Here is a 14,612-nt window from a genome sequence, read left to right as displayed (position 1 = left end):
ATGGGTCGCTCTCTTTTTGCCTGTATTGCGCGTGGTCAGTGCTTCTTCGACAGGTTCTGCATTGCACGCCCGATGCCATCCAGCGTGAGCGGATACATGCGCGCGCCCATGATCTGCTGGATGAGCTCGATGGACTTGCGGTAGGGCCACAGACGCTCGGGCTCGGGGTTCAGCCAGGCCGCGGCCGGGTAGGCGTCGAGCAGGCGGCGCAGCCAGGTGGCGCCGGCCTCGCTGTTCATGTGCTCGACCGAGCCGTGCGGATGCAGGATCTCATACGGGCTCATGGTCGCGTCGCCAACGAAGATCAGCTTGTAGTCCGACCCGTACTTGTGGATCACGTCGAGCAGTGCGGTGCGTTCGGAATGGCGCCGATGGTTGTCGCGCCACACGCCCTCATACACGCAGTTGTGGAAATAGAAGTACTCGAGATGCTTGAACTCCAGCCGGCAGGCGGAAAACAGCTCTTCGCACACCTTGATGTGGTCGTCCATCGAGCCGCCCACATCCAGGAACAGCAGCACCTTCACCGCATTGTGACGCTCTGGGCGCATCATCAGGTCGAGCCAGCCGGCATTGCGCGCGGTTGCGGCGATGGTGCCGTCCAGGTCCAGTTCCTCGGTGGCACCCTCGCGGGCGAAGCGGCGTAGTCGCCGCAGTGCGACCTTGATGTTCCGCGTACCCAGTTCCACCGAATCGTCGAGGTTGCGGAACTCGCGCTTGTCCCACACCTTCACCGCCGTGCGGTTGCCGGCAGACTCGCCGCCGACGCGAATGCCTTCGGGGTGGGTGCCGCTGTTGCCGAAAGGCGAGCTGCCGCCGGTGCCGATCCACTTGTTGCCGCCCTGGTGGCGCCCCTTCTGCTCTTCGAGGCGCTTGCGGAACGTTTCCATCAGCTTGTCCCAGCCGAGCTTTTCCAGCTTTTCGCGTTCCTCAGGCGAGAGGTGCTTCTTCGCCATGGCGCGCAGCCATTCCTCGGGCAGCTCCGCTTCCAGACCCGGCGCCTGGCTGGCCCCCTTGAAGTACTCGCCGAAAGCCTGGTCGAAGCGGTCGTACAGGGACTCGTCCTTGACCAGACAGGTGCGGGCGTAGAAGTAGAAGTCCTCGAGCGAGGGGCCGCAGACCCGCGCGTGCAAGCCCTCGAGCATGGCGAGGAACTCGCGCGTCGAGACTGGCAGCTTGCGTGTCTTCAAGTGCAGGAAGAAGTCGATCAGCATGGTGGTTCGTTCCGCGGGTACCGGGTCGGCAGCGGCTGGTCCGCCGATGGGGGACCGCTCAGCGATTGTGGCGCGCCATGAACACCAGGCGTTCGAACAGGTGCATGTCCTGTTCGTTCTTGAGCAGCGCACCATGCAGCGGCGGAATCGCTGTCCGGCCGTCGCTGCTGCGCAGCGCCTCGGGCGGGATGTCCTCGGCCACCAGCAGCTTGAGCCAGTCGATGAGCTCCGAGGTGCTGGGCTTCTTCTTCAGTCCGGGGACGTCGCGCAGCCCGAAGAAAACCTCCAGCGCCTCGGCGAGCAGCGCCTTCTTCAGGCCCGGGAAATGCACGTCCACGATGCGCTGCATCGTGTCGCGGTCGGGGAAGCGGATGTAGTGGAAGAAGCAGCGGCGCAGGAAGGCGTCGGGCAGTTCCTTCTCGTTGTTCGAGGTGATGAAGACGATGGGTCGGTGGCGCGCCTGGATGGTCTGGCGCGTCTCGTACACATGAAACTCCATGCGGTCGATTTCGCGCAGCAGGTCGTTGGGGAACTCGATGTCGGCCTTGTCGATCTCGTCGATGAGTACCACGGTTGGCTGCTCGGCCTCGAAGGCCTGCCACAGCACGCCCTTGACGATGTAGTTGCCAATGTCCTTGACGCGGTCGTCGCCGAGCTGCGAGTCGCGCAGGCGCGAGACTGCATCGTATTCGTACAGACCCTGCTGCGCCTTGGTGGTGGACTTGATGTGCCACTGCAGCAGTGGCAGGCCCAGGGCGGCGGCCACCTGCTCCGCGAGCATGGTCTTGCCGGTGCCGGGCTCGCCCTTGATCAGCAGGGGTCGTTGCAGGCGGATTGCCGCGTTGACCGCGAGCATCAGGTCGGGGGTGGCGACGTAGTCTTGTGAGCCTTCGAAGCGCAGATCGGACATGCAGGTTTCCTCGAAACGGTTAGCGTCGATTATAGAGGGCGGATGCCTCCGGTCGGACACCAGGGGCCGTGTTTCCGGGGGGGGCGGGTCGTGCGGTCCCGCCCCCGGCACGATCGTGCGCACGTGGGGCCGGTCGAGGTGCTAGCATCGCGCGCCATGAACGTCGAACAGATTCGCCAGCGCCTGCGCGCGCTTGGCGCCCGTCCCAGCCACGAAGGCCGGCTGCTGCGCGCCTGGCTGCAGGGTCGCGCGCTGGATGGCGGTCCGCACACCGAATCCAATCGCCTGCCCAAGGCCCTGCAGATGGCGCTGCCCGAACTCGAGGCGGGGCTGCTCGCGCTTGCCCGCGTGCGCTCCGAGCACCCGGGCGAGGAGGGTACGCGCTTGCTGGTCGAGCTTGCCGACGGCCAGACCGTGGAGAGCGTGTTGCTGCCGCGTGAGGGGCTGTGCGTGTCCACCCAGCTCGGCTGCGCGGTGGGCTGCGTGTTCTGCATGACGGGCAAGGACGGCCTGCTGCGCCAGCTCGGCAGCGCCGAAATCGTCGCGCAGGTGGCGCTGGCACGCCGGCGCCGCCGGGTGCACAAGGTGGTGTTCATGGGCATGGGTGAGCCGGCGCACAACCTTGACGCAGTGGTCGAGGCGATCGAGCTGCTCGGTACCGAGGGTGCGGTGCCGCACAAGAACCTGGTGCTGTCCACCGTAGGCGACCTACGCGTGTTCGAGCGCCTGCCGCAGATGGCGGTGAAGCCCGCGCTCGCGCTGTCGCTGCACACCACGAAGGCGGACTTGCGGGCCGAACTGCTGCCCCGTGCGCCGCGCATCGACCCCGCCACGCTGGTCGAGTGCGGCGAGGCCTGGGCGCGCGCCAGCGGCTATCCGATCCAGTACCAATGGACGCTGATCGAAGGCGTCAATGACGGCGCGGATGAGATCGAGGGCATCGTGCGCCTGCTCGCCGGAAAGTACGCGGTGATGAACATGATCCCGTTCAATGCCGTGGATGGGCTGGCCTACCGACGACCGAGTGCCGATCGCGCGGCCGAGATCGCGCGCACGCTGCATCGCCGCGGCATCCTCACCAAGCTGCGCCAGTCGGCCGGGCAGGACGTGGATGCGGGCTGCGGACAGCTACGCGCGCGCGAGATCAAGCTGGGTTTCGTCCAGCGCGAGGCAAGACGCGCGCCGACGGTGCGGCCCTCCGGGGCCGCCTCGTAGCTGCGCCCGTCGTGCCCTCTGCGCAGTCCAGCGGCGGCCGGGCGGGGCCGCGTCGTGAAGGGCCTCGGGCCGCGTGTACCGGGGAGCCGGCGCTCAGTGGCTGGAAAAGACCGCCGTCCTGCCTTGCGCGTCGAAGCTGACCACGTCGTAGCGGGCGGCCGGGTAGGGGCCTTCCATTCCAGGGGAGCCGAGCGGCATGCCGGGTGCCGATAGGCCGGTGATGGCCGGCCTTTCGTCGAGCATGCGGCGCACGTCGGCGGCGGGGACGTGGCCCTCGACGACATAGCCGCCGACCCGGGCGGTGTGGCAGGAGCCCAGCGCCTGCGGCACGCCGGCCTCCTCCTTGACGAGGCTCATCTGCGGGCTCGCGACTTCCTTCACCGTGAAACCTTGCGCACGCATGTGCTCGGCCCATTTGCCGCAGCAGCCGCAGTTGGGGTCCTTGTACATGACGACCTCCTCATCGGCGGCGAGGGCCGGAGAGAGGGTGGCGAGGCCGAGAAGTGCGGCAGCGAAGAAGCTGCGCAGTGGGGTGCGCGGCAGGGGGCGCCTGTCGTAATGGCTGGTGCTCATGAGGTGGGCTCCTGTGTGCTTCGTTGTGGGTTCGGGGACTGCGCCGAGGATGAGGCCTCGGCAGGAAGAAAAATGCTGAAGGTCGTGGTGCCCGCTGCGGAGCGTGCGCGGATGTGTCCGCCGTGGGCGTGCACGATCGAGCGTGTGATCGCCAGGCCGAGCCCCGCACCTTCGCCATGGCTGCGGCGGTTGGCGCTGGCGCGATGGAAACGGTCGAAGATGCGCTCGAGCTGTTCGGGCGGGATCGGCTCGCCGTCGTTCTCGATCTCGATCTCGGCGACCGTCGGCGCGGCGCAGCCGGGTTCCTGAGCGGCGCTGTCGGCGCCGGCTGCGGCCTGCGTGCCGCGGCGGTGGGTTGTGCGCAGGCGAATCCGCACGCTACCGCCCGCGGGGGTGTGGCGCAGCGCGTTCGACACCAGGTTGGACAGTGCGCGGCGCAGCATCAGGCGGTCGCCGCGCACTTTGGCGGTGCCCCGTACGGTGAGGCTGACCTGCTGCGCCTCGGCCAGCGCCTCGTAGAACTCGGCCAGGGCGTGCGCTTCGGCCTCCAGCGCGACGGCCTCGTCGCCGCGCGGCAGGCGCCCGTCCTCGGCGCGCGCTAGAAACAGCATGTCGCCCACCATGCGCGCGATGCGTTCGAACTCTTCCATGTTCGATGCCAGCACGTCGCGGTACTCTTCGTTGCTGCGGGTCTGCGCAAGCGCCACCTGGGTGTGGGTCATCAGGTTGGAGATCGGTGTGCGCAGCTCGTGCGCGATGTCGGCGGAGAACTCCGACAGGCGGCGGAACGAGCCCTCCAGTCGTGCCAGCATGCCGTTGAAGGCTTCCACCAGCTCGCGCACCTCGGCAGGCGCGTCGTCCTCGGCGAGGCGCTCGCCCAGGCGCTCGGCCGAGAGCTGGCCGGCGGTGGCGGTGACCCGGCGCAGTGGCGCCAGGCCGCGATGTGCGGCGAGCCAGCCGAGCAGCGCGGCGGCGATCGCCGCGGCCGAGATGCCCAGCCACAGGCCGCGGCGCAAGGTGTCGAGAAAGTGGATGTGGTGAGAAACGTCGAGGGCAACCAGGGCAAGCACGGCGCCGCCTTCCGCCGCCCCTTCAGGCAGCGTGATGCGCGCCGCCCGGCCGATGACCTCATGGCCGTCCTGCGACCAGGGTGTGCTCGCCGCGGGCAACTCGCCGCCCTCGCGCTGGGCGCGGGTGAAGAAGTGGGGCTGGATCGCATGCAGCACGCGGCCGTCGCCATCGCGCAGCAGCACCGCCACCGTGTCCTGGCCGGCGAAGGCGTCGTCCAGTTGCAGCAGTCGTTCGTCCAGCGGGTGCGCCGGGTCCGCGCCCTGCAGCAGGTTGCCGACCAGGGTCAGCTTGCCGGCGAGCTCGTGATCGTCGAGTTCGTGGAAGTGGTGCTCCACCGCGCGCCCGATCACCACCCCGACCACGATCAGCAGGCTCGCGGTCATCGCCGCGAACAGCAGCGCGAGGCGGGCGGTCAGCGACAGGCTGCGCGGCAAGCTCATGCGCCCTCCGGCCGCATCGTGCGCGCATGCTCCGGCGGCGCCTCGAGCACGTATCCCATGCCGCGTACGGTGCGGATCAGCTTCGGCTCGAAGGCATCGTCCACCTTGGCGCGCAGCCGCCGCACCGCAACCTCGATCACGTTGGTGTCGCTGTCGAAGTTCATGTCCCACACCTGCGAGGCGATCAATGCGCGTGGCAGCACTTCGCCCTGGCGGCGAAGCAGCAACTCGAGCAGGGCGAATTCCTTGGCGGTGAGCTCGATGCGCTGGCCGGCGCGGCTCACGCGGCGGCGCAGCAGATCGAGTTCGAGGTCGGCGGCGCGCAACTGCTCGGGCTCCTTGGTGCGTGAGCGGCGCAGCAGGGTGCGCACGCGGGCGAGCAGTTCGGAGAATGCGAAGGGCTTGACCAGGTAGTCGTCGGCACCGAGCTCCAGCCCGCGCACCCGGTCCTCGACCTGATCGCGTGCGGTGAGGAACAGCACCGGCACGTCCTGGCCGCTGCGGCGCAGCACCTGCAGCACGCCCCAGCCGTCCAGGGTCGGCAGCATCACGTCGAGCACGATGAGGTCGTAACTGCCCGTGAGTGCCAGATGCAGGCCATCTGCGCCGTCGCGCGCGAGGTCGACCACGAACCCGGCCTCGATCAGGCCCTGGCGCAGGTAGTCGCCGGTCTTCGGTTCATCTTCGACGATCAGGATCTTCATGGCCGTGATTCTGCCTCGCTGCGGTCGCGGCGGACGAAACTGACAGGAATGTAATGCGCGCGTAAGCAGGCGGTCGACCGCCGCTCTCCATACTCGGTTCGTATTGGCGGAATCGATGGCCCTGAATCCACCGTCCGAACCCCACCGAAGAGAACAGGAGAAGGCACATGCATCACGACATCCCTCCGGCCGGCGCAGCGCGCCATGCGCGGGCTTTCAACGCAGGTGCGCGATCTGCACCTTCCCGTGACGCAGCGGTTCAGCATGCGGCCGCGCATCGACCGGTGGCTGCGCTGTGGGTGATGCTCACCTGCGGGGTTGCGCTCGCCGCATCGCTTGCCACGACGCGCGCCGGGGCGGCACAGGGGCACGATGCCCATCACGGCCACGGAACCCCGGCGATCGTGGAGGCCGAGGACGGGGCGAAGCTCGCGCCCTCCGAGGGGGAGGTCAAGCGCCTCGACGTTGCGCGCAAGCGCGTGACCATCGCGCATGGCCCGCTGGAGAACCTCGGCATGCCGCCGATGACCATGGCCTTCGAGGTGGATGAGTCGGCCCAGCTCAAGGCCCTGAAGGTCGGTGATCGTGTCCGCTTCATCGCCGGCAAGGACGGGCGCCGTTATACGGCGAGCGAGATCCGCGTACAGGACTGACGGGGTCTCGGGATGGACACTTCTTTCGCGGCCTGGACGGAGCGGCGATGCGGGGCGGGGATCCTGCCGGTTTCAGGCATGACCGCGTGCGCCACGCGGCGGCCAACACGTGCCGCGTGGCGCCGGGTTTGTGTCGCGGCGTTGTTGTCGCTGGGGGTGTCCCTGGGCGCGTCCCCGCTCGCCGCTGCGCAGGATTCGCCCGGTGCGAGCGCGGAAGGGCTGGTTGCGCTCGCCCGCACGACGAACCCGGCGTTCGCGGCCGAGCGCCACCAGACCCAGGCCGTGCGCGAGCGCGTCGGCGCCGCCGGTGCGCTGCCCGATCCGCGCTTCCAGGTGGAACTGATGGATGTCACCAATACCATGCGCGGCGGCAACACCGCGCTGCTGCCCGGCGAGGTCGGCGAGACCCGCTATCGCGTGGTGCAGCCCTTGCCCGGCTGGGGCAAGCGCGCCCTGGAGCGCGATGCTGCGCGGACGGCGGCCGCACGGGCGGAGGCGGGGCAGGATGCCGCCTGGCGCACACTCGAAGCGCAGGTGCGTGCCGTCTGGCTGCGGTACTGGCAGGCTGATCGCGAGGCCAGGCTGAACGGCGCTCAGCAGCGCCTGCTGAAAAGCGTGGAAGAGAGCGCGCTGGCGCGCTACCGCAATGGCATCGGCAGCCAGCAGGCGGTGCTGCAGGCGCAGCGTGCCCACGCTGCCGAACGCCTTGCCGCGCTCTCCATCGCGCAGCGCAGGGAGGGCGCAGCGGCAGCCCTCAACGCCCTGCTCGGGCGGACGCCGGATGCGCCGCTTGCCCTCCCGGACGACCCGCCGCCCCTGCCTGCGAAGCTCGACTTTCCAAGTCTCGTCGAACGCGTGCGGCAGGCGCATCCCGAGGCAAGGGCCGAGGCCGTGGGCGTCGAAGCCGCGCGCATCGAGCGCGAACGCACCCGCCGCGAGCGCCAGCCCGACTACGCCGTGGGCCTCACCTACAACCGCCCGCGCGGAGGGCAGGAGAGCTGGGATCTGATGTTCGAGGTGATGATCCCGCTGCAGCAAGGTGTTCGCGACGCGCGTGAGCGTGAGACTGCGGCCCTGAGTCTGGCCGCCGACGCGCGCCGGTTGGCGACCGAAACCCGCCTTGCGGGCGAACTCGGCACAGCGTGGTCTGCCTGGCAATCCGCCACGGACCGTCTGCGCCTGGTGCGCACCAGCCTGCTGCCACAGGCCCGCGCCGGGCGTGACGCTGCCCGTGCGGCGCTCGCTGCCGGTGCGCCGTCTTCGACCGATGTTTTCGAAGCCGTGCTGATGACCGAGCGCCAGGTGCTCGACACCGAGTTCGCGTTGCTGCAGGCCGAAGCCGAGGCGCGCCTGGCGCTGGTCGAGATCGGCCGACTCTCCGGAGAAATCGAGTGATTCCAGACCATATGGCCGTGGACGCAGACGCTGCAGTCGGCCCGCAGCGCTGTTCCGACTCGGGCCTTGCCCGTGAGATGCGATTCGCGTCGAAGTGCCCTGGCGCCGCGAGTCGTGACATGTGCGAAACGTGCGGCATCCGTCGGCAGACGGGCGGTTTCAGCGTCGTCGCCATGCTGGCGCTGCTACTTTCACTGTCGGGCGTTGCTGTGCTGGCCTACTGGGCGGGGAGCAGCGGCTTGGCCGACGGCGTACCGCCGTCTGCGCTCGAACCGGATGCGTCCGCTGTGGGTGTCCAGGCAGGTTCGGAGTCGGCTGCAGCGCCAGTTGCCGGGCAGCCCGGTGAGCGCCAGATCCTGTACTACCGCAACCCCATGGGCCTGCCCGACACCTCGCCGGTGCCGAAGAAGGATTCGATGGGCATGGATTACATCCCGGTCTATGCCGACGAAGCGCAGGATGACGCCGGCGTGGTGCGGGTGAGCCCGGCGCGCATGCAGACCCTGGGCGTGCGCACCGCCGAGGTCATGCGCGGCGCGCTCGACGGCGTGCTGCGCGCCGCGGGCCGCATCGAGATCGACGAGCGCGCGCAGGTGGTGGTGGCGCCGCGTTTCGAGGGCTGGATCGAGCGCCTGCATGTCAACGCCGTAGGCGACGTCGTGCGCCGCGGTCAGCCGATGGCCACCGCGTGGAGCCCGGCGCTGCAGACGGCCGGCGAGGAGGTGCGCATCGCCGAACGCCTGCTGCAGGACAGCGCCGCTAACACCGAGGCCCGCGCCGCCGCGTCGCGGCTGGCCGACGCTGCCCGCGCACGGCTCGCCAACCTGCAGGTCGCCGGCCAGACCGGTGCGCGCCAGACCGTGCACGCGCCTGCCGACGGCATCGTGCTCGAACGCCTCGCCACCCAGGGCGCACGTTTCATGGCGGGTGAGGCGCTGTTCCGCATCGCCAATCTGTCGCGGGTGTGGGTGATCGCCGAGGTGTATGAGCGCGACCTCGCCCGTGTGCAGCCGGGCGATGCGGTAGAGGTGAAGGTGGACGCCGTCCCCGGGCGCAGCTTTGCCGGCCGGGTGGGTTACGTGTATCCGACCCTGAATGCCGGGACGCGCAGCACGCCGGTACGCGTCGAGCTCGACAACCCGGAGGGCCTGCTGCGCCCGGGCATGTTCGCCCAGCTCGATTTCGCCCCCGGCGCCAGCCGCGAGGGCCTGCTGCTGCCGGCATCGGCGGTGATCGACGATGGCGAGCGCCGCGTCGTGCTGCGCGCGCTCGGCGAAGGGCACTTCGAGCCGGTGGCGGTGCGCCTGGGCGAGCGCGGACGCACGTTCGTCGAGGTGCTCGACGGCGTGGCGGCGGGCGACCGCGTGGTGGTGTCGGCCAACTTCCTGATCGACTCCGAGAGCCAGCTCCGTGCCGCGCTCGCCGGGTTGAGTGATGCGCCGCAGGATTACCCCGCATACGAGGTCGAAGGCGTGTTCGAGGAGGCCTTCGCGGACGGGATCAGCCTGTCGCACGAGCCGATCCCCACGCTCGGCTGGCCGGAAATGACCATGGATTTCGGCCTCGCCGACCCGGCGCTGGTCGAGGGCCTGGAAGCGGGCGCACCGATCCGCTTCCGCTTCGAGGACCGCGGGCCGGGTGAGTACGTGGTGACGCGCATCGAGCGCCTTGCGCACCCGCCCGGATCGGGCGCAGGCGCTGCAGCGCCGGCCGAGACCAACGCCAACGCAGGCGCTGACACCAACGCCGGCGGACACGACCATGCCGGGCACTGAGCGCGCAGACGACGCCCTGGTCGGGTCGCGGGCAGGGCAGGCGGGCGGTGCTGCGCCCGACGCCGGCTGGCTCGATCGCCTCATCGACTGGTCGGCGCGCAACGCCTTCCTGGTGCTGCTGGCCACCGCCTTCCTGATCGGCGGCGGCCTCTACGCGATCAAGCACACCCCGCTCGACGCGCTGCCCGACCTGTCCGACGTGCAGGTGATCGTCTACACCGACTACCCCGGCCAGGCGCCGCAGGTGGTCGAGGACCAGGTCACCTATCCGCTCACGACCGCGATGCTGGCGGTGCCCAAGGCGCGGGTGGTGCGCGGCTTCTCGATGTTCGGCGCGTCCTACGTGTACGTGATCTTCGAGGACGGCACCGACCTCTACTGGGCGCGCTCGCGCGTGCTCGAATACCTCAGCACCGCCGCTGCGCGCCTGCCGGCCGGCGTGGCGCCGCAGATCGGGCCCGACGCCACCGGCGTGGGTTGGGTGTACCAGTACGCCATCACCGGCAAGGACCTGTCGCTCGCCGACACGCGCAGCATCCAGGACTGGTACGTGCGCTACCCGCTGACCCAGGCCGAGGGCGTGGCCGAAGTGGCGAGCGTGGGCGGCTTCGTGCGCGAGTACCAGGTCACCGTCGACCCCTACCGGCTGGCCGGCTACGGCATCGCGCTCGACGAGGTCGGGCGGGCGATCCGCGAGTCCAACCGCGACGTCGGCGGCCGCGTCATCGAGCTTGCCGAGCGCGAGTACATGGTGCGCGGCCGCGGCTACCTGCGCAGCGTGGCCGACATCGAGGACATCGTGCTCAAGCTGGATGCCAGCGGCACCGGCACCCCGGTGCGGGTGGCTGACATCGGCCGTGTCGAGCTCGTGCCGGCCGAACGCCGCGGCATCGCCGAGCTCAACGGCGAGGGCGAGGTGGCCTCGGGCATCGTCATGGCGCGCTTCGGCGAGAACGCGCTCGAGGTGATCGCCAACGTCAAGGCGCGCATCGCCGAGATTGCCCCCGGCTTGCCGGAGGGCGCGGAGATCGTGCCGGTCTATGACCGCTCGACGCTGATCGAGCGCGCGATCGAGAACCTCAAATGGACGCTCTTCGAGGAAAGCCTGATCGTCGCCGCGGTGTGCATCGTCTTCCTGCTCCATGTGCGCAGCGCGCTGGTGGCGATCGTGACCCTGCCGCTGGGCATCCTGGTGGCCTTCATCGGCATGCAGATACTGGGCATCGGCTCGAACATCATGAGCCTGGGCGGCATCGCGATCGCGATCGGGGCGATGGTGGACGCCGCGATCGTGATGATCGAGAACGCCCACAAGCGGCTCGAGACCCTGCGTGCGGACGCCAGCGCGGCCGAGCGCGCCGCAGTGCTGATCCACGCCTGTCGCGAGGTCGGGCCGGCGCTGTTCTTCTCGCTGCTGATCATCACCGTGTCCTTCCTGCCGGTGTTCACGCTCGAAGGGCAGGAGGGCCGGCTGTTCTCGCCGCTGGCGTGGACCAAGACGCTCGCCATGGCGGGCGCCGCCTTCCTGTCGGTGACGCTGGTGCCGGTGCTGATGCTGTTCTTCGTACGCGGCCGGATCGTCCCCGAGCATCGCAACCCGCTCAACCGCGTGCTGATCTGGCTCTACCGCCCGGTGATCGCGCTGGTGATGCGCTTCAAGCTCACCACCGTGCTGCTCGCGCTGGTGGCGATGGGGGTGACGCTGATTCCGGCGCGCCAGATCGGCAGCGAGTTCATGCCCACGCTCAACGAGGGCGCGATCTTCTACATGCCGGCGGGGCTGCCCGGCATGTCGGTGACCGAGGCCGGGCGCCTGCTCGCCACCACCAACCGCATCCTCAAGACCTTCCCCGAGGTGGAGTCGGTGTATGGCAAGGCGGGCCGCGCCAACACCGCCACCGACCCCGCGCCGCTGGAGATGTTCGAAACCGTCATCAACCTCAAGCCCCATGACCAGTGGCGTCCCGGGATGACGGTGGACGCGCTGATCGCCGAGATGGACGCCGCGGTGAAGTTTCCCGGCCTGGCCAACTCGTGGACCATGCCGATCAAGGCGCGCATCGACATGCTCAGCACCGGCATCCGCACGCCGGTGGGGGTGAAGGTGTTCGGCCAGGACCTCGACACCCTGGAGCAACTGGCGAAGGCGGTCGAGGCCGCGGTGCGCGACGTGCCGGGCGCCTCCAGCGCCTACGCCGAGCGCGTGGCCGGCGGCTACTACGTCGATATCGAGCCGCGCCGCGAGCAGCTTGCGCGCCACGGCCTCACCATCGATGCCCTGCAGATGACGGTTGCCACCGCGCTCGGTGGCGAGGCGGTGACCACCACCGTCGAGGGCCTGGAGCGCTACAACGTCAGCGTGCGCTACCCGCGTGCGCTGCGCGAGAACCCCGAGCGCATCGCCGCCCAGGTGCTGGTGCCGACCCGGCTCGGCCCGGTGCCCCTTGGCCAGCTCGCCGAGGTGAAGCTGACCCGCGGCGCCCCGGCGATCCGCACCGAGAACGCCGCGCTCGTCGCCTACGTGTATGTCGATACGCGCGAAGCCGACATCGGCCGCTTCGTCGAGCGCGCCCAGCGTGCGGTGGCCGAGCAGGTGCGCTTCCCGCCCGGTTACTACGCGGTGTGGAGCGGGCAGTTCGAGTACATGGAGCGCGCCAAGGAAAAGCTCGCCATCGTCGTGCCACTGACGCTGGCGCTGATCTTCCTGCTGCTCTACCTCAACTTCCGCCGCCTCACCGAGACCTTCATCGTCATGCTGTCGGTGCCCTTTGCGCTCATCGGCGGGGTGTGGCTGATGTGGTGGATGGGGTTCCAGATGAGCGTGGCGGTGGCGGTGGGCTTCATCGCGCTTGCCGGCGTGGCTGCCGAGACCGGCGTGATCATGCTGATCTACCTGGACCAGGCCTGGGCGCGCATCCGCGCCGAGCGTGCCGCGCAGGGCGAGACGCCGGGCGTGGCGGACCTCTACGCCGCGGTGATGGAGGGCGCCGTCGAGCGTGTGCGGCCCAAGATGATGACCGTGATCACTGTCATTCTCGGCCTGCTGCCTGTGCTCTACGGCACCGGCACGGGCAGCGAGGTCATGAGCCGCATCGCGGCGCCGATGGTCGGTGGCATGGTGTCCTCGACCGTGCTGACCCTGGTGGTGATCCCGGTGCTGTATGCGCTGGCGAAGCAGTGGGGGTTGGAGCGGGGAGGCGCCACGCGCGTGGATCGTTGATCGAGGGCGCTGCCAGGGCAGGTTTTGGTCGAGTTTATGTGATCAATGGCATCAGAAAATACTGATTGTTGCACTGATCGGGATAAACCTTTGTCGAAAACCGCCTTTTTCCCGTCGCCATGAGTGACTAGAGTTCATGCATGGATAGCGCGGGGATGAGACCCCGCGGATCGATCGAGGAACCCTGCTCATGAACACGCACTACACCACCACCGCGAAGACGCTGCACTGGCTGCTGGCCGTGCTGATCTTCGGCATGCTCGGGCTGGGCTTTTACATGACCGGGCTGGATCTCTCCCCGGCCAAGCTGCAGTTGTATTCGTGGCACAAGTGGGCGGGTGTCAGCGTGTTCCTGCTCGTCTTGTTGCGCGTGGCCTGGCGTGTAAGCCACCGCCCGCCGCCACTTCCCTTGCACATGGGGCCGCTCGAACGCTTCGCCGCGCATGCGGGCCACTTCCTGTTGTACGTGTTGATGTTCGCGATCCCGCTGACCGGCTGGCTGATGAGCTCGGCCAAGGGCTTCCAGACCGTCTGGTTCGGGGTGCTACCGCTGCCCGATCTGCTGTCCAGGGACAAGGCGCTCGGCGATCTGCTGCAGTCGGTGCATGCAAGCCTGAACCTGTTGTTGATCGCGACGCTGCTTGCGCATGTCGGTGCTTCGCTCAAGCACCACTTCATCGACAAGGACGACGTGCTGACCAGAATGTTGCGCCAGCGCGCGGACTGAGCTGGACGGCTGTCCCCTCCAAACGATCATCAAAGGACTGACATCATGAAACGCATCGCACTTGCCCTGTTTTCGACCCTCGCCATCGCCACCTCGGGGGCTCATGCGGTGGAATACAACCAGGTGCAGGCCGACAAGAGCCAGATCGGCTTCGGCTACCAGCAGATGGGCGTGTCGATGGAGGGCGCTTTCAGACAGTTCTCCAGCCAGTTGCGCTTCGATCCTGCGGCGCCGGAGGCATCGAGCGCCTTGATCGAAGTCGCGCTCGCCAGCATCGACACCGGCAGCGAAGAAGGCGATGAGGAGGCCGCACGCAAGACCTGGTTCAACACCCAGGACTTTCCGTCCGCCCGTTTCGAATCCACCGCAGTCAGGGCGCTCGGCGCGGACCAGTACGAGGTTGCGGGCAAGCTGACGATCAAGGGGACGACCCGGGACGTGGTCGTTCCCGCACGCTTCACGCCTCAGGGCGAGACCGGCGTGTTCGAAGGCAGCCTCACTATCCAGCGCGGTGACTTCTCGATCGGCGAGGGCGCCTGGAGGGCCTTCGACGTGGTCGCCAACGAGGTCGTGATCCGGTTCCGCATCGTTGCGGCGACCCAGTGAACCGCGTGTCCATTGTGAGCTGCCCCACGGATTTCGTCTTCCAACGTAGTCGTCGTACGATCGACGCAAAGACAGGAAGAACGACATGAAGCGCATCCCGAAACAGGAA

Annotated in this window: 12 protein-coding genes; 7 read left to right on the top strand and 5 right to left on the bottom strand. The window is 68.6% G+C overall.

The window, feature by feature from the left end; all coding sequences use genetic code 11:
* Window positions 1-35 precede the first annotated feature (35 nt).
* Together ACPT9U_RS00060 and ACPT9U_RS00055 are read right to left on the bottom strand one after the other, a co-directional pair.
* The gene (locus ACPT9U_RS00060) at window positions 36-1,214 is read right to left on the bottom strand and encodes a vWA domain-containing protein (protein ID WP_418363410.1); all 1,179 of its coding nucleotides are present in this window, start codon (window positions 1,212-1,214) and stop codon (window positions 36-38) included.
* 58 nt (window positions 1,215-1,272) lie between these two features.
* Window positions 1,273-2,124: an AAA family ATPase gene (locus tag ACPT9U_RS00055; protein WP_418363409.1), complete on the bottom strand. Its 852-nt coding sequence runs from the start codon at window positions 2,122-2,124 to the stop codon at window positions 1,273-1,275.
* 156 nt (window positions 2,125-2,280) lie between these two features.
* Between ACPT9U_RS00055 and ACPT9U_RS00050 the strand changes: the two genes are divergently transcribed.
* Window positions 2,281-3,339, top strand: coding sequence for an RNA methyltransferase (locus ACPT9U_RS00050; protein WP_418363408.1), 1,059 nt, complete (start codon window positions 2,281-2,283; stop codon window positions 3,337-3,339).
* Between the two features lie 93 nt (window positions 3,340-3,432).
* On the opposite strand, the gene ACPT9U_RS00045 is transcribed toward ACPT9U_RS00050, so the two are convergent.
* From ACPT9U_RS00045 to ACPT9U_RS00035, 3 genes are read right to left on the bottom strand one after another with little or no spacing between them, the layout of a single operon-like run.
* Complete coding sequence (locus tag ACPT9U_RS00045; protein WP_418363407.1) at window positions 3,433-3,912, bottom strand: DUF411 domain-containing protein; 480 nt, start codon at window positions 3,910-3,912, stop codon at window positions 3,433-3,435.
* Window positions 3,909-5,423 (bottom strand): heavy metal sensor histidine kinase, encoded by a 1,515-nt coding sequence (locus tag ACPT9U_RS00040; RefSeq protein WP_418363406.1) that lies wholly within the window; start codon window positions 5,421-5,423, stop codon window positions 3,909-3,911. The genes ACPT9U_RS00045 and ACPT9U_RS00040 overlap by 4 nt, the downstream gene beginning before the upstream one ends.
* Complete coding sequence (locus ACPT9U_RS00035) at window positions 5,420-6,127, bottom strand: heavy metal response regulator transcription factor (protein WP_418363405.1); 708 nt, start codon at window positions 6,125-6,127, stop codon at window positions 5,420-5,422. The genes ACPT9U_RS00040 and ACPT9U_RS00035 overlap by 4 nt, the downstream gene beginning before the upstream one ends.
* 167 nt (window positions 6,128-6,294) lie before the next feature.
* On the opposite strand from ACPT9U_RS00035, the gene ACPT9U_RS00030 reads away from it, so the two are divergent.
* The 6 genes from ACPT9U_RS00030 (at window position 6,295) to ACPT9U_RS00005 (ending at window position 14,503) form a co-directional block, all read left to right on the top strand.
* On the top strand, window positions 6,295-6,780 hold the full coding sequence (locus ACPT9U_RS00030) for a copper-binding protein (RefSeq protein ID WP_435749480.1): 486 nt from the start codon (window positions 6,295-6,297) through the stop codon (window positions 6,778-6,780).
* A 78-nt stretch (window positions 6,781-6,858) separates the two neighbouring features.
* Window positions 6,859-8,175 carry a TolC family protein gene (locus tag ACPT9U_RS00025; RefSeq protein ID WP_435749478.1) on the top strand — a complete coding sequence of 439 codons (1,317 nt, stop codon included), beginning with the start codon at window positions 6,859-6,861 and terminating at the stop codon, window positions 8,173-8,175.
* 119 nt (window positions 8,176-8,294) lie between these two features.
* Window positions 8,295-9,950, top strand: coding sequence for an efflux RND transporter periplasmic adaptor subunit (locus tag ACPT9U_RS00020; RefSeq protein WP_435749476.1), 1,656 nt, complete (start codon window positions 8,295-8,297; stop codon window positions 9,948-9,950).
* Window positions 9,937-13,170 carry an efflux RND transporter permease subunit gene (locus tag ACPT9U_RS00015; RefSeq protein ID WP_435749474.1) on the top strand — a complete coding sequence of 1,078 codons (3,234 nt, stop codon included), beginning with the start codon at window positions 9,937-9,939 and terminating at the stop codon, window positions 13,168-13,170. The genes ACPT9U_RS00020 and ACPT9U_RS00015 overlap by 14 nt, the downstream gene beginning before the upstream one ends.
* A 190-nt stretch (window positions 13,171-13,360) precedes the next feature.
* Window positions 13,361-13,897 carry a cytochrome b gene (locus tag ACPT9U_RS00010; RefSeq protein WP_418363401.1) on the top strand — a complete coding sequence of 179 codons (537 nt, stop codon included), beginning with the start codon at window positions 13,361-13,363 and terminating at the stop codon, window positions 13,895-13,897.
* Between the two features lie 45 nt (window positions 13,898-13,942).
* A complete protein-coding gene (locus tag ACPT9U_RS00005; protein ID WP_418363400.1) occupies window positions 13,943-14,503 on the top strand; it encodes a YceI family protein in 561 nt (186 codons plus the stop codon).
* Window positions 14,504-14,612: the final 109 nt, after the last annotated feature.

The organism is Thauera sp. AutoDN2 (assembly GCF_051280715.1).
In the GTDB taxonomy this organism is placed as follows: Bacteria; Pseudomonadota; Gammaproteobacteria; order Burkholderiales; family Rhodocyclaceae; genus Thauera.
The sequence above is the reverse complement of the archived record's forward strand: the minus strand, read 5'-3'. Positions and strand labels throughout refer to the sequence as shown.

Excerpts from the sequence above, each read along its gene's own strand:
- ACPT9U_RS00010 (WP_418363401.1), top strand. The coding sequence starts at position 13,361 with ATGAACACGCACTACACCACCACCGCGAAGACGCTGCACTGGCTGCTG.
- ACPT9U_RS00045 (WP_418363407.1), bottom strand. The coding sequence starts at position 3,912 with ATGAGCACCAGCCATTACGACAGGCGCCCCCTGCCGCGCACCCCACTG.
- ACPT9U_RS00055 (WP_418363409.1), bottom strand. The coding sequence starts at position 2,124 with ATGTCCGATCTGCGCTTCGAAGGCTCACAAGACTACGTCGCCACCCCC.
- ACPT9U_RS00040 (WP_418363406.1), bottom strand. The coding sequence starts at position 5,423 with ATGAGCTTGCCGCGCAGCCTGTCGCTGACCGCCCGCCTCGCGCTGCTG.
- ACPT9U_RS00050 (WP_418363408.1), top strand. The coding sequence starts at position 2,281 with ATGAACGTCGAACAGATTCGCCAGCGCCTGCGCGCGCTTGGCGCCCGT.
- ACPT9U_RS00060 (WP_418363410.1), bottom strand. The coding sequence starts at position 1,214 with ATGCTGATCGACTTCTTCCTGCACTTGAAGACACGCAAGCTGCCAGTC.
- ACPT9U_RS00020 (WP_435749476.1), top strand. The coding sequence starts at position 8,295 with ATGTGCGAAACGTGCGGCATCCGTCGGCAGACGGGCGGTTTCAGCGTC.
- ACPT9U_RS00005 (WP_418363400.1), top strand. The coding sequence starts at position 13,943 with ATGAAACGCATCGCACTTGCCCTGTTTTCGACCCTCGCCATCGCCACC.
- ACPT9U_RS00015 (WP_435749474.1), top strand. The coding sequence starts at position 9,937 with ATGCCGGGCACTGAGCGCGCAGACGACGCCCTGGTCGGGTCGCGGGCA.
- ACPT9U_RS00030 (WP_435749480.1), top strand. The coding sequence starts at position 6,295 with ATGCATCACGACATCCCTCCGGCCGGCGCAGCGCGCCATGCGCGGGCT.
- ACPT9U_RS00025 (WP_435749478.1), top strand. The coding sequence starts at position 6,859 with ATGACCGCGTGCGCCACGCGGCGGCCAACACGTGCCGCGTGGCGCCGG.
- ACPT9U_RS00035 (WP_418363405.1), bottom strand. The coding sequence starts at position 6,127 with ATGAAGATCCTGATCGTCGAAGATGAACCGAAGACCGGCGACTACCTG.